Annotated in this window: 18 protein-coding genes; 13 read left to right on the top strand and 5 right to left on the bottom strand. The window is 67.8% G+C overall.

What is annotated here, in order from left to right; all coding sequences use genetic code 11:
• The first annotated feature begins 2 nt into the window (after positions 1-2).
• From ACS0OT_RS15220 to ACS0OT_RS15205, 4 genes are all read left to right on the top strand, one after another.
• A complete protein-coding gene (locus ACS0OT_RS15220; RefSeq protein ID WP_049415562.1) occupies positions 3-2,039 on the top strand; it encodes a methyl-accepting chemotaxis protein in 2,037 nt (678 codons plus the stop codon).
• A gap of 100 nt (positions 2,040-2,139) precedes the next feature.
• Entirely contained in the window at positions 2,140-8,853 is a 6,714-nt protein-coding gene (locus ACS0OT_RS15215; RefSeq protein ID WP_262090292.1) for an Hpt domain-containing protein, read from the top strand.
• Positions 8,840-10,177, top strand: a complete 1,338-nt coding sequence (locus ACS0OT_RS15210) for a chemotaxis protein CheB (RefSeq protein ID WP_095379270.1) — start codon at positions 8,840-8,842, stop codon at positions 10,175-10,177. The genes ACS0OT_RS15215 and ACS0OT_RS15210 overlap by 14 nt, the downstream gene beginning before the upstream one ends.
• On the top strand, positions 10,174-10,638 hold the full coding sequence (locus tag ACS0OT_RS15205) for a chemotaxis protein CheW (RefSeq protein ID WP_442255879.1): 465 nt from the start codon (positions 10,174-10,176) through the stop codon (positions 10,636-10,638). The genes ACS0OT_RS15210 and ACS0OT_RS15205 overlap by 4 nt, the downstream gene beginning before the upstream one ends.
• A gap of 88 nt (positions 10,639-10,726) precedes the next feature.
• Here ACS0OT_RS15205 and ACS0OT_RS15200 read toward each other — a convergent pair whose 3' ends face one another.
• Both ACS0OT_RS15200 and bioA read right to left on the bottom strand, forming a co-directional pair.
• A complete protein-coding gene (locus ACS0OT_RS15200; RefSeq protein WP_065178188.1) occupies positions 10,727-11,464 on the bottom strand; it encodes a 16S rRNA (uracil(1498)-N(3))-methyltransferase in 738 nt (245 codons plus the stop codon).
• Positions 11,455-12,846 (bottom strand): adenosylmethionine--8-amino-7-oxononanoate transaminase, encoded by a 1,392-nt coding sequence (gene bioA / locus ACS0OT_RS15195; RefSeq protein WP_065185422.1) that lies wholly within the window; start codon positions 12,844-12,846, stop codon positions 11,455-11,457. Before bioA ends, ACS0OT_RS15200 begins: the two co-directional genes overlap by 10 nt.
• A gap of 77 nt (positions 12,847-12,923) precedes the next feature.
• Here bioA and nudE point away from each other — a divergent pair, with 77 nt between their 5' ends.
• From nudE to gcvH, 7 genes are all read left to right on the top strand, one after another.
• Positions 12,924-13,487, top strand: coding sequence for an ADP compounds hydrolase NudE (gene nudE, locus ACS0OT_RS15190; RefSeq protein ID WP_005418435.1), 564 nt, complete (start codon positions 12,924-12,926; stop codon positions 13,485-13,487).
• Positions 13,484-14,287 carry a 3'(2'),5'-bisphosphate nucleotidase CysQ gene (cysQ, locus tag ACS0OT_RS15185; RefSeq protein WP_053499520.1) on the top strand — a complete coding sequence of 268 codons (804 nt, stop codon included), beginning with the start codon at positions 13,484-13,486 and terminating at the stop codon, positions 14,285-14,287. Before nudE ends, cysQ begins: the two co-directional genes overlap by 4 nt.
• A 13-nt stretch (positions 14,288-14,300) precedes the next feature.
• The gene (gene mazG / locus ACS0OT_RS15180; RefSeq protein ID WP_442255878.1) at positions 14,301-15,140 is read left to right on the top strand and encodes a nucleoside triphosphate pyrophosphohydrolase; all 840 of its coding nucleotides are present in this window, start codon (positions 14,301-14,303) and stop codon (positions 15,138-15,140) included.
• Positions 15,137-15,466 (top strand): YnfA family protein, encoded by a 330-nt coding sequence (locus tag ACS0OT_RS15175; RefSeq protein ID WP_053499515.1) that lies wholly within the window; start codon positions 15,137-15,139, stop codon positions 15,464-15,466. The genes mazG and ACS0OT_RS15175 overlap by 4 nt, the downstream gene beginning before the upstream one ends.
• A 136-nt stretch (positions 15,467-15,602) precedes the next feature.
• Complete coding sequence (locus ACS0OT_RS15170) at positions 15,603-15,905, top strand: DUF962 domain-containing protein (RefSeq protein WP_065178192.1); 303 nt, start codon at positions 15,603-15,605, stop codon at positions 15,903-15,905.
• Between the two features lie 159 nt (positions 15,906-16,064).
• On the top strand, positions 16,065-17,177 hold the full coding sequence (gene gcvT, locus ACS0OT_RS15165; RefSeq protein ID WP_005418427.1) for a glycine cleavage system aminomethyltransferase GcvT: 1,113 nt from the start codon (positions 16,065-16,067) through the stop codon (positions 17,175-17,177).
• A 93-nt stretch (positions 17,178-17,270) separates the two neighbouring features.
• Positions 17,271-17,666 (top strand): glycine cleavage system protein GcvH, encoded by a 396-nt coding sequence (gene gcvH / locus ACS0OT_RS15160; RefSeq protein ID WP_005418426.1) that lies wholly within the window; start codon positions 17,271-17,273, stop codon positions 17,664-17,666.
• 292 nt (positions 17,667-17,958) lie between these two features.
• Here the strand turns inward: gcvH and ACS0OT_RS15155 are convergent, their stop codons facing one another.
• On the bottom strand, positions 17,959-18,330 hold the full coding sequence (locus tag ACS0OT_RS15155; protein WP_139727521.1) for a hypothetical protein: 372 nt from the start codon (positions 18,328-18,330) through the stop codon (positions 17,959-17,961).
• A 111-nt stretch (positions 18,331-18,441) separates the two neighbouring features.
• On the opposite strand from ACS0OT_RS15155, the gene ACS0OT_RS15150 reads away from it, so the two are divergent.
• Positions 18,442-18,948 carry a hypothetical protein gene (locus ACS0OT_RS15150; protein ID WP_032954412.1) on the top strand — a complete coding sequence of 169 codons (507 nt, stop codon included), beginning with the start codon at positions 18,442-18,444 and terminating at the stop codon, positions 18,946-18,948.
• A 64-nt stretch (positions 18,949-19,012) separates the two neighbouring features.
• Here the strand turns inward: ACS0OT_RS15150 and ACS0OT_RS15145 are convergent, their stop codons facing one another.
• A complete protein-coding gene (locus ACS0OT_RS15145) occupies positions 19,013-19,927 on the bottom strand; it encodes a LysR family transcriptional regulator (RefSeq protein ID WP_005418424.1) in 915 nt (304 codons plus the stop codon).
• 114 nt (positions 19,928-20,041) lie between these two features.
• On the opposite strand from ACS0OT_RS15145, the gene ACS0OT_RS15140 reads away from it, so the two are divergent.
• Positions 20,042-20,800, top strand: a complete 759-nt coding sequence (locus ACS0OT_RS15140; RefSeq protein ID WP_139727519.1) for an SDR family NAD(P)-dependent oxidoreductase — start codon at positions 20,042-20,044, stop codon at positions 20,798-20,800.
• Positions 20,801-20,946: 146 nt separating this feature from the next.
• Here ACS0OT_RS15140 and ACS0OT_RS15135 read toward each other — a convergent pair whose 3' ends face one another.
• Positions 20,947-22,347 carry a serine hydrolase domain-containing protein gene (locus tag ACS0OT_RS15135; protein ID WP_065185425.1) on the bottom strand — a complete coding sequence of 467 codons (1,401 nt, stop codon included), beginning with the start codon at positions 22,345-22,347 and terminating at the stop codon, positions 20,947-20,949.
• Positions 22,348-22,541 lie beyond the last annotated feature (194 nt).

Genomic DNA, 22,541 nt, shown 5'->3' with positions numbered 1-22,541 from the left:
CGATGAGTACTGCTTCGGACGCCACCAAGACCGGCAAGCTGCGGCTGGGCGGCAGCAACCTCTGGCTGTTCCTGCTGCTGGCATCGATGATCCTGTTCGGCGTCAACACCGGCGTCGCCACCTGGCAGGGCAGCCGCCTTGCCGACGCCGGCTCCAAGGCCGCCGACCTGCAGGTGCTGTCGCAGCAGCTGGCCAACCAGGGACGTGACGCGGTCGGCGGCAACGCCCAGGCCTTCACCGCCTTCAAGGCCACCCGCAACGCGATCGAGCAGAACGTGTCGACCCTGCAGGGACGCTACGGCAAGGAGCCGGGCGTAGCCGGTGCCATCGCCACCCTCGGCGAGACCTGGGCGCCGCTGGGCAAGCAGGCCGGGCAGCTGGTGGCCAGCGAACCGGCCGTGCTGGCGCTGGCCGGCAACGCGAACAACTTCACCGGCGCAGTGCCGGGCCTGCAGGCCCAGCTGAACGAGCTGGTGCGTGCGATGTCCGCTTCCGGCGCGCCCTCGTCGCAGGTGTACAGCGCGCTGCAGCAGGTCGTGGTGGCCGGTTCGATGGCCCGCCGCGTGACCGAAATGCGTGCCGGTGGCAGCGCCGCGGCGACCTCCGGCGATGCGCTGGCACGTGACATCACCGTGTTCTCGCAGGTGCTCGACGGCCTGCGCAACGGCAACGAGGAACTGGGCATCACCGCCGTGCGCGGTGCCGCCGCCGTGGCCGCGCTGGAACAGTCGCAGCAGAAGTGGGAAGCGATGAAGCAGGACGCCGACGCGATCCTGGCCAGCTCGCGCCAGCTGTTTGCGGCGCAATCCGCTGCCACCGCGCTGGGCCAGGGTTCGGCCCACATGCTGGATGACAGCCGCAAGTTGTTCGACGCGTTCTCCTCGTTCGGCTCGGTATCCGACACCCGCCTGTTCCCGAACTTCTGGATCGGCGTGGTGTCCGGTGCGCTGTCGCTGATCGCGATCATCGGCTTCGTCTCCACCAACGTGCGCAGCCGCTCGCGCGAGCAGGAACTGCGCTACCAGACCCAGGTGGAATTCAACAGCCGCAACCAGCAGGCGATCATGCGGCTGCTGGACGAAATCTCCTCGCTCGGCGAGGGCGACCTGACGGTGAAGGCCTCGGTGACCGAGGACATGACCGGCGCGATCGCCGACGCGATCAACTACGCGGTGGACGAGCTGCGCCACCTGGTGACCACCATCAACGACACCTCGGCCAAGGTCGCGATGTCCACCCAGGAAACCCAGGCCACCGCCATGCAGCTGGCAGAGGCCGCGGGGCACCAGGCCAACCAGATCACCTCGGCTTCGGACCGCATCGGGGAGATCGCGGCGAGCATCGAGCAGGTGTCGCGCAACTCGGCCGAGTCGGCCGACGTGGCACAGCGTTCGGTGGTGATCGCCGCCGAGGGTGCCGGCGTGGTGCGCGAGACCATCCAGGGCATGGACCAGATCCGTGACCAGATCCAGGAAACCTCCAAGCGCATCAAGCGCCTGGGCGAGTCGTCGCAGGAAATCGGCTCGATCGTGGAACTGATCAACGACATTTCCGAGCAGACCAACATCCTGGCGTTGAACGCGGCGGTGCAGGCCGCGTCGGCCGGTGAAGCGGGCCGCGGTTTCGCGGTCGTGGCCGACGAAGTGCAGCGCCTGGCAGAACGCACCTCGGGTGCGACCCGACGCATCGAAAACCTGGTCCAGGCCATTCAGGCCGACACCAATGAAGCGGTCACCTCGATGGAGCAGACCACGGCCGAAGTGGTGTCTGGTGCGCGCCTGGCCGAGGACGCCGGTACCGCGCTGACCGAGATCGAACGCGTGTCAAACGCGCTGAACACCCTCATCAAGAACATCTCCATCGCCGCCCAGCAGCAGTCGGCTGCCGCCTCGGACATCACACGCACCATGGGCGTGATCCGGCAGATCACCGGGCAGACCTCGCAGGGTGCCGGACAGACCGCCGAGTCGATCGGCCACCTCGCGCAGCTGGCGGCGGACCTGCGCCGTTCGGTCGCCGACTTCAAGCTGCCGGCGTGACACGGGCAGGGCGGCGAGCAAGGAACCAGTCGATGAAGCATTTCCATTCCCCACGCCAGAACTCGCGCGGCCACCGCGCGGCGGCGAACGGAGCGCGTCCATGAGCAGTCTGCGCGATGCGATGAGCCACGCAGCGCTGGGCTGGGTCAAGCCCGAGCTGGACGAGACCCTGCGCCAGGTGCGCAACGAGGTCGAGTACTACGCCGAAGACCCGACCGATGCCAGCCGCATGCGCATCTGCGCCGGCTACCTGCACCAGGTGCAGGGCACCCTGCGCATGGTCGAGCTGTATGCCCCGGCGATGGTGGCCGAAGAGCTGGAGCAGCTGGCCAACGCCATCGGCGCCGGCCGCGTGGCCGACCGTGATGAAGCCTGCGCAACCCTGATGCGTGGCAGCGTGCTGCTGCCCGACTATCTGGAACGCCTGCAGAACGGCCATCGCGACATTCCGATCGTGCTGATGCCGCTGCTCAACGAGATCCGTGCGTCGCGCGGCGAAGAAGGCGTCACTGACAGTGTGCTGCTGGCCTTTGCGCCGGACAGCGTCACCGCCACCGAGGCCGAGCTGGACCATGCCCGTGGCAGCCTGAGCGGGCGTAATCGCGAGCTGCTCGACACGGTCGGCAGCGCGGTGAAGGAAGAACTGCTGCGCATCAAGGATGCGCTTGACCTGCACCTGCGCACAGGTGGTGCGCCGGAACAGCTGCAGACCCAGGCCAACGAGCTCGGCGCCGTGGCCGATACGCTGGGCATGATGGGCCTGGGCGTGGCCCGCGGCGTGGTCGTGCAGCAGCGCGATGCGCTGCGCGGCGTGGTCGAAGGTCGCCAGCAGATCGACGAGAACCTGCTGCTGGATATTGCCGGTGCACTGCTGTACGTCGATGCCTCGCTGGACGACCAGGTTGCCCATCTGGGCGCCGGCGGCAGTGGCGAGGACGACCCGAGCGCGGTCGAGAACCGGCGAACGGTGGAGGTGCTGGCGCATGAAGCCATCGCCAACTTCGCCGCTGCCCGCGAGCATTTCGTCGCCTTCATCGAAACCAGCTGGAACCATGCCGAGCTGCAGGATGTGCCACGCCTGCTGGGCGATGTGTCCGGCGCGCTGCGCATGCTCGACCTGGGTACCGCCGCCGATTACCTGCGCGGCGTGCAGCAGTACATCGAGGCCGAACTGATCGGCCGCCAGCGCGTGCCCAGCGGCCGCCAACTGGACACCCTGGCCGATGCCATGGCCAGCCTGGAGTACTACCTGGAAGCCCTGCGCGACCGCCGCCCGGGCCGAGAGGACATCCTCGAAATCACCCGCAGCAGCCTCGAGGCACTGCGCTACTGGCCGCTGCCGGAGCACAATGCCGTTGCGCCGGACGCGCCGGCACTGCTGCCGGTCGAACGTGAGCCGGTTGCGTTGCAGGCCGAGCCCCTGCAGCCGGAGCGCATCGAGGTTCCGGTGCAGCCTGCGGCGCCCGCTGCCGGCGACGTGCCGGTGCCACTGCCGGACTTCACCTTCGATCCGCCGCCGGCCTCGCCGGCGCCGATGGTGTCCGACAACCGCCTGATGTTCGGCGCGCTGGGCACCGTGGCAGCCGTGGCCGCCAGCACGGCTGATACCGGTGCTCCGCCGTTGCCGACGCACGACGATGCGGACGCATCGCTGGTCTTCGCGGCGTCCAGCGCACCTGCGCCGGATGTCCCGCAGTGGGAGCTGGCGCCGTTCCATCCGGAGGCCGACGCCATCGTGCCTGCCGATGACGAGCGCAGCCCGACCTTCGCCAGTTTCGATCCGGTCAGCTTCGAGCTGGCCGAGGGTGATCACTCCGGTGCGCCGCAGTGGTCGCTGTCCGGGGCGCCGCAGATGCTTGAGGAAAGCGCAGCGCCTGTGATCGATGAGAGGAAGGACGCGGTGGATTCCTCCGCGACCGCTTTCGATGCTGCACCGGTGTTCGACCCGGTGGCGGCCGAACAGGATGCGGCTGCCGTGGCCGACGACGTGGTGTTCCGCTTCGATGCCGACGCGCTGGACAACGCTGACGACGTGCTGTCGCTGCATGCGATGGAAACGCTGTCGCTGGACGATGACGCCGCGTTGCATCCGTCGCTGGAGATCGTCGATGCCGTCGTTCCGCCGCTGGCCGGGGTGGATGAGGCCCCGGATGACCTGCCGGTACCGTCGATCACGTCGCCGTTGATCGATGCGGCGGCTCCTGCGGCGGATACGTCCGCTCCGGCCGTGTCGGTGATCGATATCGACACCATCGCGCCGATCGATTTCAGCGAGGCCGACGCCCAGTTCTTCGCCGAGTTGAGTGCGGCCGCTGCCGGCTTCAATCCACAGGCGATGGCCGCTGCGGCAGCGCCGGAGGCGGTGGATTCGGCCGTTGCCGGGACCGACGCCGACACCAATGCGGGCTTCGACGCCGGGTTCGACGACGATGCCGAGAACATCGACGAGGACATCCGCGAGGTGTTCCTGGAAGAGTTCGACGATGAGCTGGCCAATCTCGGCACGCTGCTGCCGGCATGGCGCATGCAGCCGGACAACATGGACCGGCTGCGCCCGATCCGCCGCATCTTCCATACCCTCAAGGGCAGTGGCCGCCTGGTCGGCGCACGCACCCTGGGTGAGTTCGCGTGGAAGATCGAAGGCATGCTCAACCGCGTGCTGGATGGCAGCCGCGCCGCATCTCCCGCCGTGCTGGCGATGGTCGACAACGCGCATGCGGCGCTGCCGCAGCTGAACGCGGCGCTGCGCCATGGCCACCGCATCAGCGTCGACCTGCAGGCCATGCAGGCCATCGCCGATCGTGTCGGTGCAGGCGAGGAGACCTACTACGTACCCCTGGCTGGGGCCACTGCATCGGTTGCACCGGTGGCCGAAGTCGAGGGCGAAGACGAGATCATCCGCATTCTCGACGCCGAGGTTGCCGCTTCGGCGCTGGCCGATACCGCCGAGAAGGCCGAAGCCACCGGCACGCCGGCCAACATCGACAGCGTGCTGCGCGAGATTCTCGAGGCCGAGGTGGAAGTCCATCAGGCCACCCTGCAGGACTGGCTGCGTTCGGCGCAGCAGGCACCGCAGCCGGTCAGCGACGCACTCCTGCGTGCAGTGCACACCATGAACGGCGCCTTCGCGATGACCGAAGTGCCCGAGATCACGGCTGTAACCGGCGGTGCCGAGTCCTACATCAAGCGTGCACTGGCCGCCGAAGTGGTGCCGGGTGATGAGGGCGTGGCCGCGCTGGATGCGACCGCGCAGGCGATCACCGCCACCATGGAAGCGCTGCAGGCCGAACAGCCGCGTATCGCACCGCAACAGGTACTGGCACAGCGCCTGCAGGCGCTGGCCAGCGAGTTGCCGGAAGCGCGCTGGCCGATGGTGGGCCTGGAGGACGACGAAGCTGAGCTGGCGCTGGATGACGAACCGACGGCGGAATGGGATGCGGACGCCCCGGCAGCCGTCGCGCCTGAAACCGATGCGGTCCCGCTTTCGTCCGTCGCGGCGGAGCAGGAACCACAGGCAGTTGCCGATGTCGCCGAAACCCCGGTCGAGGATGCCGCGATCGAGGGCGAGGGCGGGCTGGAGGTCGGTGAGCTGACCGCCAGCGACGATCTTTCGCGCTACTTCGATGCCGGATGGCCGTCGGTACCAGGTGAGGGAGCGGCGTCGCTACCGGTGGTCGAATCGATCCAGGTGGCCGACGACGTTCCGGGCGTTGAGGTAGACGGTGTCCAGGCGGAGGCCGAATGCGCGCCGCTGTTGGCCGACGATGCCGGTTTGACCGTCGTGGACGATCTGTCGCCGTACCTGGATGCCAGTGCGCTGCCGGTCGACGACCGCGATGCCGAAGAGATTCCGGATGCTGTCGAAGCCGTCGCATCTGACCTGAATGCGTCCTCGTTCGATCACGTGCACGTCGCGGACGCTGAGGCATTCGAGACGCCTGCTGCACTGCCACTCGACAGCGAGCTGTCGAGCCTGCAGGATGAAATGGCTGCGCCGGGGTTTGCAGAACCGGTCTCGCTGGACGCCGCGCTCGAGGCCGGCCTGCACGTGATCGACGAAGAGCAGCCCCTGGCCGACGACGGGCAAAGGTCCGTGCTCGGCCTGCAGGCCAGCGAACTCGCGCCGGGCGAGGCGGAAGCCTTTGCCGAGGATGCGGACGTCGGCGGGGAGGCGGCGATCGGTGAAGGAGAGAGCGCCGATCAGCCGTCCCCGGCGACGGTGAATGAGGAGATCGCGGAGGCCGCGACGCCGGCCACCGCCGAACCGGTGCGGTTCTTCGAACTGGAAGACGCACCGGGCCAGGTGGAAGTCCACGCCGAAGCTGCCGATGCCGATGCCGTATCGGATGCCCCGGCCGTTGGCGCGCCTGACGCCGACGTGGTTGAAACCGTGGCACCCGACGTCCTTGACATCCCGGTGCCGGAAGACAGCGCCGATACGCTCGACTTCAGCGTCTACGATCGCGAGCTGGTCGACATCTTCGTCGAGGAAGGCAAGGACCTGCTCGACCACTGTGATGGCCTGATCAGCGAGCTGCGCGATGCGCCGCAGGACCGCGAGGTGCTGGCCGGCCTGCAGCGTGACCTGCATACCCTGAAGGGTGGCGCACGCATGGCCGGCATCAACGCCATCGGCGATCTTGGCCACAGCATCGAATCGTTGCTGGAAGCCGTCGCCGCTGGTCGCACCGAGATCGAACGCCGCGATGTGCAGTTGCTGGAGCGCGGATTTGATCGGCTGCACCAGCTGCTCACCCGCACCGGCGACCACCGCGTGGTGGAACCGGCGCAGGACCTGGTCGACGCGTTCGAAGTGCGTACCACCACCGATATCGCTGCGGCGGCTGCTGCAGCCGCAGCCGCAGCCAACGTGGCGAGCGTCGCAGAAGCCACTTCGGCACCGGTTGCCAGTCCGGCATCGGCACCGGCACTGCTTGATGCGCCACTGTCGGCACCGCTGCCGGCCGAAGGCGTGGTCGATGAAGATCCGCTGGCACGCCCGCAGCAGGAACAGGTGCGCGTGCGCGCGGATCTGCTCGACCGCCTGGTCAACCATGCCGGTGAAGTGGCGATCTACCGCTCGCGCCTCGAGCAGCAGCTCGGCGCGTTCCGTGGTGCGATGGGCGAGCTGGAGCGCACCAATGCGCGACTGCGCGACCAGCTGCGCCGGCTCGACCTGGAAACCGAAGCGCAGATCGTCGCCCGCTACCAGCGTGAGCAGGACCAGGCAGACCAGAAGTTCGATCCGCTGGAGCTGGACCGCTTCTCCACGCTGCAGCAGCTCAGCCGTGCGCTGAACGAATCGGCGGCCGACCTTGGCGGCCTGCAAGGGGTACTGGACGATCTGTCGCGCCAGTACGATTCGCTGCTGCAACAACAGTCGCGCGTCAGCTCCGAGCTGCAGGACGGCCTGATGCGCGCGCGCATGGTGCCGTTCGATGGCCTGGTGCCGCGCCTGCGCCGCGTGGTCCGCCAGTCCGGCATGGATACCGGCAAGCAGGTCCACCTGACCCTGGAAGGTACCCACGGGGAACTGGACCGCAATGTTCTCGATCGCATGGTCGCGCCGCTGGAACACATGCTGCGCAACTCCGTGGCGCATGGCCTGGAAGCGCCGGAACAGCGCCGCGCCGCCGGCAAGCCGGAGGAGGGCGAGATCGCCATCCGCCTGCACCGCGAAGGCTCGGAAATCGTGCTGGAAGTGGCCGACGACGGCGCCGGCCTGGACCGCGAGGCGATCCGCCGCCGCGCCATCGACCGTGGCCTGCTGGCTGCCGATGCCCAGCCGAACGAGCAGGAACTGGACAACCTGATCTTCGCCTCTGGTTTCACCACCGCTGACCAGGTCAGCCAGCTGGCCGGCCGTGGCGTGGGCATGGACGTGGTGCGCAACGAAGTGCGCCAGCTGGGCGGTTCGGTCGATATCCAGTCGGTGCGCGGCCAGGGCGTGCGCTTCACCCTGCGCCTGCCGCAGACGCTGGCCGTCACCCAGGCGGTGTTCGTGCAGATCGGCGAGACCACCTTCGCCGTGCCGGTGGCCTCGGTCAGCGGTATCGGCCGCCTGTCGCGCGAACGTTTCGAGGCCGCCGACAGCAGCTACCGCTACAGCGGCGAAGACTATCCGTTGTATGACCTCGGCAGCCTGGTCGGGCAGGCCCCGGCGCGTGCCGATGGCCAGGACCAGGTGCCGCTGTTGCTGGTCCGCGCCGGCGACCTGCGTGCAGCCGTGGCGATCGATCAGGTGCTGGGCAACCGCGAAATCGTGGTCAAGCCGGTGGGCCTGCAGATCGCATCGGTACCGGGCATCTACGGTGCCACCATCACCGGCGATGGCCGCGTGGTGGTGATCCTGGACGTCGCGCCGCTGGTGCGCCGCTTCCTGGCCAATCCGACGGCACCGGTGCTGGCCAATGCGCCGCGCGACGAACGCCAGGTGCCGCTGGTGATGGTGGTCGATGACTCGCTGACCATGCGCAAGGTGACCGGTCGCATCCTCGAACGCCACAACTTCGAAGTCAGTGTCGCCCGCGATGGCGTGGAAGCACTGGAGCGGTTGGAAGAGCGCGTGCCGGACCTGATGTTGCTGGACATCGAGATGCCGCGCATGGACGGCTACGAGCTGGCCACTGTGATGCGTGCCGATCCGCGCTACAGGGATGTGCCGATCGTGATGATCACCTCGCGCAGCGGCGACAAGCACCGCCAGCGTGCCTTCGAGATCGGTGTCCAGCGTTATCTGGGCAAGCCGTACCAGGAACTGGACCTGATGCGTAACGTGTACGACCTGCTGGGGATCGCCCGTGTCCGTGAGTGAAACCCATCCGGCCCCGGCCGTCGCCCTGCTGGCCCGCCCCGGTACGGCGCGTGAACGCCTGCGCGAGGCGCTGGCGCATGCCGATGTACAGCTGGTCCTGGAAGATGATCCGAACGGCCTGGAGCCGCAGGTCCTGCAGGCCGCGGCCCCGCAGTTCGTGGTGATCGCGCTGGAAGCTGCCATCGAGGACGCACTGGAACGGTTGGAATCCGTGCTCTCGGCACCGGGGCTGACCCTGGTGTTCGATGAGGCTGAGCTGGCCGCCCGCCGCGACGGCTGGGAGGCGCAACGCTGGGGGCGCCACCTGGCCGCCAAGCTGCACGGCCACCAGCAGGTGTTGCCGCCGGGCGCCGAAGAAGAGCCCAGCCTGCAGCTGGAGCCTGGCCATCCGGCGCCCGCGCCGGCGCCGCAGGAAGAAGCCCTGCGCCCGCACCTGGAACAGGCGCTGAGCTGGGCCGATGACGTTCCGGCCGACGGCCTGTATTCGCCACCGGCAGACCTGCACGAACCGATCGCGCTGGAGCAGGCCCTGGCGGCGCTGCAGCCGGTCGTGCCCGAGCCTCTGGATCCGCCTTCGGCGCCGCAGGCACTGGCCGAACCGGCGACGCCTGCGACACCGCCGGTCTCCTTCGATCACACCGCCTGGTCGCTGGTGGAAGAATCGATCGAAGCACCCGTATCGGCAGAAGCCGTGGCGCCGGTCGTCGCGCCGCAGCCCTCGTTCGATACCGATCATTTGAGCCTGGTCGATCTGGATGCCGTCGCCCCGGCCGGTGCGCGTGCCGCATCGCTGCTGGTGCTGGCCGGCATCGGTGGCCCGGATGCGTTGCGTCGCCTGCTCGGCGCACTGCCCGCGTCGTTGAGTGTGCCGGTCCTGGTGCACATGCGTCTGGATGGTGGCCGCTACGGCAACCTGGTCAAGCAGATGTCCCGCGTTTCGCCGTTGCCGGTGCAGCTGGCCGAGGCCGGCCAGCACGCGGTGCCGGGCGAGGTGCACGTGCTGGCCGATGATATCGGCGTGCGCGCGGCCAGCGATGGCCTGCATTTCCAGAGCGATGCCAACGGTATTTCGCTCGCTTCGCTGCCGGCCGAACACACCGCGCTGGTGCTGCTCAGCGGTGCCGACCTGGCCCACGTAGGCCCGGCGCTGGACCTGGCGGCCGCCGGTGCGTGGGTGGCCGGGCAGGTGGGCGAGGGCTGCTATGACCCGGCGGCGGCCACCGCCGTGGTGGCTGCCGGCATGGTGGCCGGTGAACCGCAGGAACTGGCGCAGGCGATTGCCGCGCGCTGGGGTGAGCAGGACGACAACGGAGACGCACCATGAGCTACGCCAGCAATGACGAAATCCGCGGCGTCCTGATCCAGGCCGGCAACGAGCGCGTGCTGCTGCCCAATGCCACCGTGGCCGAAATGATGACGCGCGTGCCGGTGCAGCCGGTCTCCGATGCGCCGCGCTGGCTGGTCGGCGAGATCGGCTGGCACGGCTGGCAGGTGCCGCTGGTGTCGTTCGCACGCCTTTCGGGGCTCGGCGAAGAGACGGTGGCCGGCCACAACAAGGTGGTGGTGCTGAAGTCCCTCAGCGGCAACGTGCAGCGCCCGTACTACGCGCTGCTGACGCAGAACTTCCCGCAGCTGATCTCGGTGCCGCGCGACGGCCTGCTGGCCGACGCCTCCGAAGAAACCCTGCCGCAGACCGTGCACATGCGCGTGCTGCTGGGTGAGCAGAGTGCGCTGCTGCCGAACCTGGACGCGTTGGAAGCGGCGCTGGATTCGCTCGCCGCCTGATCCACCAGACCGGTAGTGCCGGCCGCTGGCCGGCAACCTCATGATCCCGTGGATGCCGGCCAGCGGCCGGCACTACCACGAACCTGTCTTATCCCAGGTCGCCCAACCGCGCCTGCAACGCCGCGATCGCGGCCAGTCCGGCCGTTTCCGTGCGCAGGATCCGCGGGCCCAGCTGCAGTCCCTGGAACCCGGCCGCTGCCAGCTGGTCGCGGTCGCGCGGGGACCAGCCTCCTTCCGGGCCGATCGCAAGCACGAGGCCCCCTGCCGGAGCGGCCGTCAGCGTCGACAGGCGATGTGCGCCCCGCGGGTCCAGGGTCAGCCGCAGCGTATCGGCCGGCAGTACCGCCGCAGCCTGCGCCAGCGACAGCGGCGAACCCACCTGCGGGATGCGCGCACGCCCGGACTGGCCGCAGGCCGACGTCACCACGTTGTTCCAGTGCGCCACGCGCTTCTCGGCCCGTGCTGGATCGAGCTTCACCTCGGTGCGCTCGGCGTTGACCGGAATGATCGCCGCCACGCCCAGTTCGGTGGCCTTCTGCAGGATCAGGTCCATCTTCTCGCCACGGGCGATGCCCTGCAGCAGGGTGATCGCCAGCGGTGATTCATTGTCGATGGCCTGCACAGCATCGATGCGGACCTGTACCTCGCGCTTGCCGGCCACGGTCAGTGTCGCGCTGTAGTCGTTGCCATCGCCGTTGAACAGCACGCACGTATCGCCCTCGCGCAGGCGCATCACCCGCACCAGGTGGTTGGCCGTCTCTTCCGGCAGGGTCACGGTCTGGCCGCTGTGCAGCGCCAGGTCGATGGGGCAGCGGGTCACGCGCATGCAATCGCCTCGTCGATGGCCGCCAGCGTGGTGTGTGCCAGCAGCTCCAGTTGTTCGTCATCCACGCAATAGGGTGGCATCCAGTACAGCACGTCGCCCAGCGGGCGCAGCACCACGCCGCGCTTGAGGGCGGCCTTGTAAGCGTGCAGGCCCAGCCGCAGGCCCGGATCGAAAGGCGTGCGCCTGTTGCCGTCGCGCGACAGCTCGAACGCCACCACCATGCCGGCCTGGCGCACGTCGGCCACGTGCGGATGGTCGGAAAATGGCGCCGCCAGCGTGCCCATCACCGACGCGATGCCCCGGTTGCGGGCGATCACATCGTCGTCGCGGAAGATGTCCAGCGTCGCCAGTGCTGCCGCGCAGGCCAGCGGATTGCCGGTGTAGCTGTGCGAATGCAGGAAGGCGCGCTCGCGCGAGTCGTCGAGGAAGGCGTCGTACAGCGCCTGCGTGGACAGCACGGCGGCCAGCGGCAGGAAGCCGCCGGTCAGGCCCTTGGAAAGGCACATCAGGTCCGGCATCACCCCTGCCTGCTCGCAGGCGAACAGGGTGCCGGTGCGGCCGAATCCGGTGGCGATCTCGTCGGCGATCATGAACGCGCCATGGGCATCGCACAGTTCGCGCACGCGCTGCAGATAGACCGGGTCATGCATGCGCATGCCGCCGGCACACTGCAGGCGCGGTTCCAGGATCACCGCGCAGATCTCGCCCGGATGCTGGTCGAACAGCGTGGCCAAGCCGTCGGCAGCCTGCCGTGCGCGATCTGCCGCGCTCTGGCCCGGTTCGGCCAGGTAGGCATCGGGCGATGGCGCGAACAGGCCTTCGGCCAGCAGCGGTGCATAGACGCGGCGATACAGCGGAATATCGCCCAGCGCCAGCGCACCCAGGGTCTCGCCGTGGTAGCCGTTTTCCAGCGCGATGAAGCGCGTGCGCCGTGGCTCGCCGCGGTTCTGGAAATACTGGAAGGCCATCTTCAGCGCCACTTCCACGCCGGCCGAGCCGTTGTCGGCGTAGAACACTTTGGCCAACGGCGCGCGGCCGGGCTGGCGTGGCGCCAGCGCCAGCAGGCGCTCGGCCAGGGTGATCGCCGGTTCGTGGCCGAAGCCCGCCAGCATCACCTGTTCCAGCTGCCCGGCCTGCGCCGCGATGGCGCCGCCGATGCGCGGCTCGGCATGGCCGAACAGGTTGGTCCACCAGCTGCTGACGGCGTCCAGGTAGCGGTGGCCGTCGTGGTCGATCAGCCATGCGCCTTCACCGCGGGCGATCGGCACCAGTGGCAGGGTGTCCGGATGCTCACGCATCTGCGTGCACGGGTGCCACAGCACCTGCAGGTCGCGTTGCCGCCAGTGCTGGGCCAGCGGGGAGGGGGTTGGGTCTGCTAGCATTTCGGGCTCATGAACATGTTGCTGCCTGCACATTCTATCGGCCCCGGCGCTGGCGCCGGCCGCCGCGGAGATTCCGCATGAACGATGACCGTGCCGGCCGTCGCTTGCCGATCATCCATCGGATCACCGATGAGGAGAACGGCCCCTTCCAGCGCCAGCATCTGGACCTGGAATTCTCCAACGGTGAACGTCGCCGGTTCGAGCGCCTGGTCAGCCGTGGCCACGGCGCGGTGGTGGTGGTGCCGATGCTCGACGATGAGACCGTGCTGCTGGTGCGTGAATACGCCGCCGGCATGCACCGCTACGAACTGGGCCTGGTCAAGGGCCGGATCGACGCCGGCGAAACCCCCGAGCAGGCCGCCGACCGCGAGCTGAAGGAAGAAGCCGGTTACGGTGCGCGCCGGGTCGACGTGCTGCGCGCAATGACCCTTGCCCCGACCTACATGAGCCACCAGTCGTGGCTGGTGGTGGCGCGCGACCTGTACCCGGAAAAGCTGGCCGGCGACGAGCCGGAAGAACTGGAAGTGGTGCCGTGGAAGCTGGCCGAACTGGACCAGCTGATGTTGCGCGAGGACTTCTCCGAGGGACGCTCGCTGGCGGCGCTGTTCATTGCCCGCCAGTGGCTGCAGGGAACGCGATGATCAAACTGACCACGGACCTGCGCGAGACCGCCATCGCCATCGCCCAGCAGGCCGGCCAAGCCATCATGCAGGTGTATGCCGATGGATTCGAGGTCCAGATCAAGGACGACAACAGCCCGGTCACCGCGGCCGACCTGGCGGCCAACCAGGTCATTGAGCTGGGCCTGCGGCAGCTGACACCGGACCTGCCGATCCTGTCCGAGGAATCGGCGCAGGTGGGCTGGGAGCAGCGCCGCCATTGGGGCGCTTACTGGCTGGTGGATCCGCTCGACGGTACCCGCGAGTTCGTCAAGCGCAACGGCGAATTCAGCGTCAACATCGCCTTGATCTACCAGGGCGCGCCGGCCTTTGGTGTGGTGCTGGCGCCGGTCACCGGCATCGTCTGGCATGCCATGCGCGGCGAGCTGGCCTATCGGCGGCAGGGCCTGCATGACACCGTGCTGCGCACCCGCACGCCGGCCACGGCTCCGCTGCGCGTTGCCGCCAGCCGCTCGCACCGCTCGCCGGAAACCGAGGCGCTGCTGGCGCGCATGGGCCGCATCGAGACCATCGCACAGGGCTCGTCACTGAAATTCTGCCGGATCGCCGAAGGCGGCCTGGATGTCTATCCGCGGCTGGGCCCGACCTCCGAATGGGATACCGCCGCCGGCCAGTGCGTGCTGCATGCCGCCGGCGGCGCGGTGCTGTCGGCGGCGACCGGCAAGCCGTTCCGCTACAACCGCCGCGAGACACTGTTGAACGGCGATTTCATTGCCCTTGGTGATACCAGCCTGCCATGGCGCGACTGGTTGTCCGACTGATCCTGGAGGCCCCATGAGCGCGCACGACACCCCCACCACCGGCAGCGCCGCAAGCAGCGAACTGGAGCGCCTGCTGGCGATCATGGCGCGGCTGCGTGACCCGCAGGGCGGCTGCCCGTGGGATCTGGAGCAGAACTTCGCGACCATCGCCCCCTACACCATCGAGGAAGCCTACGAAGTCGCCGATGCGATCGACCGGGGTGACCTGGACGATCTCTGCGACGAGCTCGGCGACCTGCTGCTGCAGGTGGTGTTCCACGCACGCATGGCCGAGGAGCAGGGCGCGTTTGCCTTCGCCGAGGTCGCCCGTGCGATCAGCGACAAGATGCAGCGCCGCCACCCGCACGTGTTCGCCGATGTCAGCGTGGACGATGCCGACGGGGTGACGCGCAACTGGGAGGCGATCAAGCGCGCCGAGCGTGCCGCCAAGGGCGAGCAGGACACCTCCGCACTGGCCGGTGTCTCGCGCGGCCTGCCGGAATGGCAGCGGGCGGTGAAGCTGCAGTCGCGCGCGGCCAAGGTCGGTTTCGACTGGCCGGGTCCGCTGCCGGTGCTGGACAAGGCCGCCGAGGAGCTGCAGGAGCTGCGCGAGGAGTTCGAACGTGGCGATGTCGCGGGCAACAAGGCGCGCCTGCAGGAAGAACTGGGCGACCTGCTGTTCGTCTGCGCGAACCTGGCGCGTCATGCCGATATCGATCTGGGCGCTGCACTGCGTGGTGCCAACCACAAGTTCGAGCGTCGCTTCCGCGCGATGGAAGCGCAGGCCGACGCACAGGGTGACGCGTTGGCCGAACTGGACCTGGATGCGCAGGAAGCACTGTGGCATCAGGCCAAGGCAGCAGAGAAGGCGTGAAAACGCTCGGCCTGTTCCTGCTGACCGCGCTGGCCGAGATCGTCGGCTGCTACCTGCCATGGTTGTGGCTGCGCAAGGGAGGCAGCGTCTGGCTGCTGCTGCCGGCGGCGGCCAGCCTGGCCGTGTTCGCCTGGCTGCTGACCCTGCACCCGACGGCCAGTGGACGGGTCTATGCCGCCTACGGTGGCGTCTACATCGGCACCGCGCTGTTCTGGCTGTGGCTGGTCGATGGCATTCGTCCCAGCCGCTGGGACCTGCTGGGCGCAGCGCTGTGCCTGGCCGGCATGGCGGTGATCATGTTCGGGCCGCGCACTTCATCAGTGTAGAGCCGAGCCATGCTCGGCTGCTCTTCCTTCCGGCCGCGCTGGCACGCGCAAGCCGAGCATGGCTCGGCTCTACAAGGGCAGCGCTGCCTTCCGGAAGGCGCATGATGTGGGCGACCCTGGTCCCCGGAGCCTGCTCATGTCCCGCTTCGCCAGCTTCCGCGAGTTCTATCCGTTCTATCTCAGCGAGCACCGCCACCCGGTATCGCGGCGGCTGCACTTCATCGGCAGTTGCGGGGTCCTGCTGCTGGTCGCCACTGCCTCGCTGCGCGGCCAGCCGCTGTTCCTGCTTGGCGCCCTGTTCTGCGGCTACGGGTTCGCCTGGGTCGGCCATTTTTTCTTCGAGAAGAACAGACCGGCGACGTTCCGCCATCCGCTGTACTCGTTCATGGGTGACTGGGTGATGTTCCTCGACATCCTGCGTGGGCGGGTGCGCCTGTAGCGGGCGGCTGCGGCGCCTTGCGGGCATTGCCTCGCCGGCAGAGGAAAGGGCGGGGCGGGTTGCACTTCCGCTTGCATGAACCGCTGCGCTGCGGCACGCCTGCGGGCGACCGATCTGGGATAATGGGGTTTCCTGTTTCCTCTGCTGCCGGACCCGGTCATGACCCAGAAGACGCTGCTCAACGATACCCACCGCGCCCTTGGCGCCAAGATGGTCGATTTCGGGGGTTGGGACATGCCCATCCACTACGGCTCGCAGCTGGACGAGCACCATCTGGTGCGCCGTGAGTCCGGCGTGTTCGACGTCAGCCACATGACGGTGGTCGACCTGCGCGGTGACCAGGTCAAGCCGTTCCTGCGCCGCCTGCTGGCCAACTCGGTCGACAAGCTGAAGGTGACCGGCAAGGCATTGTACTCGTGCATGCTGAATCCGCGCGGCGGCGTCATCGACGACCTGATCGTCTACTACCTGGGCGACGACTTCTTCCGCATGGTGGTCAATGCCTCTACCCGCGAGAAGGACCTGGCCTGGCTGCGCGAGCAGGCTGCGCCGTTCGGCGTCGCCGTCGAGCAGCGCCCGGACCTGGCCATCCTCGCCGTGCAGGGCCCGCAGGCGCGCGACATCGTGATCGGCCTGGCCCGCGAAGCCGACCGCGCAGCGTTGACCAAGCTGGGCCGCTTCGCCGCCCTGCAGGTGCAGTCCGATGACGGCGTCGAGCTGTTCGTCGCGCGCACCGGCTACACCGGTGAAGATGGTTTCGAGATCCTGCTTCCGCAGGACGCCGTGGTCGCCTTCTGGAACCGCCTGCTGGCGGCGGGCGTGAAGCCGGCCGGCCTTGGCGCGCGCGACACCCTGCGCCTGGAAGCTGGCATGAACCTGTACGGCCAGGACATGGACGAAGAGATCAGCCCGTACGAAGCGGCGCTGGCCTGGACCGTGTCGCTGGACGAAGGCCGCGACTTCATCGGCCGCGACGTGCTGGAGGCGCAGAAGAGCGCCGGCACCGCGCGCCAGATGATCGGTCTGGTGATGGACGAGAAGGGCGTGCTGCGCCACGGCCAGACGGTCACCACGGCCAGCGGCCAGGGCGAGATCCTGTCCGGCACCTTCTCGCCGACGCTGGCCAAGGGCATCGCCTTCGCCCGCGTGCCGGCCGGTGAACTCGGCGAGGTCACCGTCGACATCCGCGGCCGTCAGGTGCCGGTGCGGGTGGTCAAGTTCCCGTTCGTTCGGGAAGGCCAGGCGCAGCCCGGCGTGCTCACCGACGCCTGATCCGTACGTGCCGGTCGTCACTGACAGCAGTGGCGGCCGGTTGGTTACACTAGCCCCGTTTTTTCCACCCCTGCATATCTCTGGAGCAGTCCCATGAGCGAGATCCCCGGCGACCTCAAGTTCCTCAAGTCCCATGAGTGGGCCCGTGTCGAAGGCAATGGCCGCGTCACCGTCGGTATTTCCGACCACGCCCAGGGCCTGCTGGGTGACCTGGTCTACGTCGAACTGCCGGAAGTCGGCGCCGACGCCAAGGCTGGCGAGCAGATCGCCGTCGTCGAGTCGGTGAAGGCCGCCTCGGACGTCTACAGCCCGATCAGCGGCAAGGTCGTCGAGGTCAACTCGGCCCTGTCCGACAAGCCGGAAACCATCAACGAAGATGCCTACGGCGAAGGCTGGATGTTCGTGGTCGAACTGACCAACGCCGATGAGGTCAACGAGCTGCTGGACCCGGACGCGTACGCCGAAGCCCTGGAGAACGAAGACCACTGAGTCGTCGTTTCCGGATTCTGGAACGGCCACCTTCGGGTGGCCGTTTTTGTTTTGGCGACTGCACCGGACTCATGACGCGGGGTTCGCTGCGCACCCTCGGCGTGGCATCAGCCGACAGGCGAACGGTGCCGATGGGCGTGCGCAGTTTTGCGCAAATCCGCGTTTCAGCCCCGCGCCGACGCACTCGGATGTGAAAACTTTTCGCCCCCTGTTGCGGCGCTGTTGTGCTGGCGTTGGTGGCGGCGCCGGTGACCATCGACGTCGCACGCGCGATGCCGTTGCGAGTCTGTGTCTAGATGCGCGGAGTGCTTATTTCAAGTGCTTTTTGTTCAACGTATGCATCGATGCCGGTGCATGCAGCACGCTTGCGCGACGCTTCAACCGCCATGGCGGGCCGCGTAGAGCAGTGGCGCCGACGGCACTCGGAAAGGCGCGGATGTGAAAATTTTTCGCGGGGGTTGTTGACAGTAAAAAAAACCGTGATTAGGTTTCGCCTCAGCAGACCTTGCCTGCCCAACCGAGTGCGCAGAATCAATCGTCCGATGCGAAGCAGCCCCTTCAAGACCACCGCGACCCTGATGACGGTGGACACGGCCCCGCTTCCCCCGGAGAAATGCAAGGCACCTTCCGTTCCGATGTCCGCTCCGCCGATCGAGGCGGGCATCGCCGCATCCGTAACGGCGCGCTTGACGCGCCGGCGGCCCCCGCACGCAGCATCCGCGGGTTTGATCCAACTGGGCGTTTCAACTCCCTATCACTGACGAGGAGCCATCCCATGGCAACCAAGAAAGCTGCGAAGAAGAAGCCCGCCGCCAAGAAAGCGGTGAAGAAGGTCGCGAAGAAGGCCGCTGCCAAGAAGGCAGTGAAGAAGGTCGCGAAGAAGGCGACTGCCAAGAAGGCAGTGAAGAAGGCGGCGAAGAAGGTCGCCAAGAAGACCACTGCGAAGAAGGCAGTGAAGAAGGCGGCGAAGAAGGTCGCCAAGAAGTCCACTGCCAAGAAGGCCGTCAAGAAGACCGCGAAGAAGGCGGCCAAGAAGGCCACCAAGAAGACTGCCAAGAAGGCTACGGCCCGCAAGCCGGCCAAGAAGGTCGCAAAGAAGGCGACTGCCAAGAAGGCCGTCAAGAAGACCGCCAAGAAGGCAGTAAAGAAGACCGCGAAGAAGGCCACCAAGAAGGCTGCCCCGAAGAAGGCAGCGAAGAAGGTTGCCAAGCGCAAGCCGGCCGCCCGCAAGAAGAAGGCCGCTCCGGTCGCTCTGCCGGCAACCCCGGCGCCGCTGATCTAAGTACTTCCCGATAGCCGCATCCTGAAACCCCCTTCCCTGGCTGCCCAGCGGGGAGGGGGTTTTTTTATGGGCGGCTTCGGTCGCCTGGTTGGGCGATTGCCGGCGGGAATCGTTCCACCAGGAAGTCGAGGAAGCTGCGCAGGCGGGTGGAATGGTAACGATCGTGCGCATAGACCACATGCATCGGCCGACCGGCCTGGCCGTGCCCTGGGAGCAGCTGCACCAGTCGCCCAGCCTCGACATCGGCTGCCAGCAGCAGCGTCGACTGCAGGATGATGCCCAGGCCATGCAGCGCCGCCGAACGCAGCGCTTCGCCATTGTTGATCTGCAGCCGGCCGTCGGGCACGTGGTCGAGCTCGCCAGCGTCGTCCTGCAGCCACTGTGCAAGTGCACTCGGTTCGAACGACAGGCATTGATGGCCGGCAAGTGCATGCACGCTGTCTGGCGTGCCATGCCTGGCCAGATACGCCGGCGAGGCGCACATCATCAGGCGATAAGGGGCCAGGGCTCGCGCCACCAGCACGCTGCTGTCGGCCAGCGTGCCGATCCGCAGCGCCGCTTCGAAGCCCTCTTCGGCGAGGTCGACTACGCGATCGGTCAGCGTCGCTTCGACCCGGACATCCGGATGGCGCGCCATGTACTCGGCCAGTGCCGGTACCAGTGCATGCGTACCGAAGATCACCGGTGCACTGATGCGCAGCGTGCCCGCCGGTGCCAGGTGCTGGTGCTGCGCCTGCGCATCGGTTTCGTCCACCAGGCGCAGGATCTCCCGGCAGCGCGTGTAGTAGTCCTGGCCGAACGGCGTCGTGTGCTGGCGCCGGGTGGTTCGGCTCAACAGCTGCATGCCCAGCCGTGATTCCAATGCACGCAGATGCTTGCCGGCCATCGTCGCGGAGATGTCCATCGCCGCAGCTGCAGCACTGAGGCTGCCCTTGTCCACGATCAGCACGTAGACCTGCATGCTTTCCAGCAGGTTCATCTGACACCCCGGGTGTTGAATGCTGAAACCTGCGCGGAGTTTATCAATCAGGGGTGATCAAACAGCATGTCGTGCAAGGGCTGGATTGGCCGGCCATGCGGACAGGAGAACACCATGGACTTGAATCTTGCAGGCCGCACCGCTTTGGTGACGGGCGCGGCCAGCGGCATCGGTGCCGCCGTCGCCAGGCAGCTGGCGGCCCAGGGCGTGCGCATTGCCATCACGTCACGGCAGCGGGCACCGCTGCAGGCGCTTGCGGCGCGGATCGAAGCCGAAGGCGGCGCGGCACCGGTCATCGTGGCCGGCGATGTCACCGTGGCCGGTGACGTCCGGTACATCGCGCAGGCATCCCGGGAGGCATTGCAACGCGTCGACATCCTGGTCAACGCCGCAGGTGGCTCCCGGCCGACCACCGTCGATGCCGATGATGATGTCTGGGAGGAAGCGATCGCCCTGAACTTTTCCGCCGCGCGGCGGATGACCCAGGCGCTGTTGCCTGGCATGCAGGCGCAGGCATGGGGACGGGTGATCAATTTCAGTGGTTCGATGGAACCGCGTGCGGTGAACGCGGCCACTGCGGCGAAGGCGGCGCTGCATCTGTGGAGCAAGGGGCTGTCGTCGGAGGTGGCCGGGCAGGGCATTACGGTGAATGCGATTGCACCGGGGCGCATCAACAGCGCGCAGATCCTGGAACGCCTGCATCCCACCGAGGAATGCCGACGTGCGTTCATCGCCAGCAACATCCCGATCGGACGCTTCGGTGAACCCGAGGAAGTGGCGCCACTGGTGGCGTTCCTGTCCTCGCCGCTGGCCGGCTACATCACAGGCGCGGTGATTCCGGTGGACGGCGGCATGCACTACTTCGCGCACTAATGCTGCGGAGCTGTAGAGCCGAGCCCATGCTCGGCCACCTTGCGCCAGGATTCCGCTCAGCCGAGCACGGCTCGGCTCGGCCCTACACAACAACAAAAAGGGCGGCCCGCAGGCCGCCCTTCGCACACCCGATCGAGCCCGCCTTATCAGCGCGGCGACGCCACCGCACGATTGCCCGAGGCGCCCTTGCCCTTGCGCTTGTCCTGCTGGGCCGGGCTGGCGCCCTCGGCCATCAGGTTGTCGCTGCCGAAGTCGGTGTCCACGTCCAGCCAGCGCTGCGCCGGCAGGCCGAGCGCGGAGTCGAGCACGGTCGGCAGCAGGCCGCTGGGCAGGCTGCTTTCGCCATTCCACATGATGGCGATGCCCAGATCGCGTTCCGGCACCAGCGCGACCAGGCCGCGATAGCCCTGCACGGCACCGGCATGGAACACCACGTCGTGGCCGGCGTAGTCGAAGGTGCGCCAGCCCAGGGCGTAGCCGGCCGAGTGCAGGCGCTCGCGGCGCCAGCCAGAACGCATCTCGCCGGGGGTGCTGATCAGGCTCGAATGCAGGGTGGCCAGCAGCGGTGCCGGCAGCACGTCGGGGCGGTGGCCGGTGTGGGCGAGCAGCCACTGCGCCATGTCGCTGGCGCTGGCATTGACGCCGGCCGCCGGGGCGACCCGGTAGTAGGTCGGCTTCGGCGTCAGCGAGACCCAGCCGTTGCGGCCGCGCACATGCGGACGCGCCCAGCGCGAGCTGGCCTGGATGCCGGCCAGGCCGAGGCTGGCATCGTTCATGCCCAGCGGCTTGAAGATGCGGCGCTCGACCGACTGCTCGTAGAAGCTGCCGGAGGCCGCGTAGACGACATCGCCGATCAGGCTGAAGGCTACGTTCTGGTAGGCATAGCAGTCGCCCGGCAGGCACTTCAGGCTGGTGTTGGCCAGTTTCTGGGTCAGCGCGTAGTACTCGGCGTTGCCTTCGATGTCGCGGTCGTAGGCGTTGTAGGGCAGGCCGACGCGATGGCTGAGCACGTCGGCCACGGTCAGGCGATCAGTGGCTTCCGGCGAGTTCAGGCGGAAGCCCGGCACATAGTCGGTGACCTTGCTGTCCCAGCGCAGCGTGCCGTCGTTGACCAGCAGGCCGGCCATGGTGCCGGCGAAGGCCTTGGACAGCGAGGCCAGGCGGAACACGGTGTGGGCATCGACCGGCAGCGGGTTGTTGACGTCGGTAACGCCATAGCCGCGCGCGCTGAGGATGCGGCCGCCCTGCACGATCGCCACGGCCATGCCCGGCACGCGTTCGCCATAGGTGAGCTGCTGCGCCATCGATTCGATGTTGGCGACGTTGAAGCCGGGCGCCGGGGCCTGCACGCGCGGCACCAGGCCGGTGCGGTAGGCCGCCGGCTGGGTGTGGGCGACAGTGGGACCCGCAGCGGATTCGATGTTGGTCGGCATCGGCGGCAATGCCGGCGGTGTCTGCGCGGTGGTGGACAAGGCAACGGGCATCAGCATGCCCAGCAAACCGGTGGCCGCCGAACGGATCGGGCGACGCAGGCTGTTCTTTTTCATCGGTTGGACCCGTGCGCGACTGCTGATGGCGATTCTAGCGCCGCTTTTCCCTTGTGCACAAACAAAGCGAAGATGAATGCGCATCTCGTTGAAAAATTTGGAATTTGAGGCGCTGGAAGCATGTATCGGAACGTGTCATCCCGGGCTGATCAGCGGGGCTGATCCGCCCGCAGGAAGGCGCGTCGCGCTGGCGA

The organism is Stenotrophomonas maltophilia group sp. RY12688, from assembly GCF_052149045.1.
Classification (GTDB): Bacteria; Pseudomonadota; Gammaproteobacteria; order Xanthomonadales; family Xanthomonadaceae; genus Stenotrophomonas; species Stenotrophomonas sepilia.
Note: the sequence above shows the minus strand (reverse complement) of the source record. Positions and strands in the feature narration are given on the sequence as shown.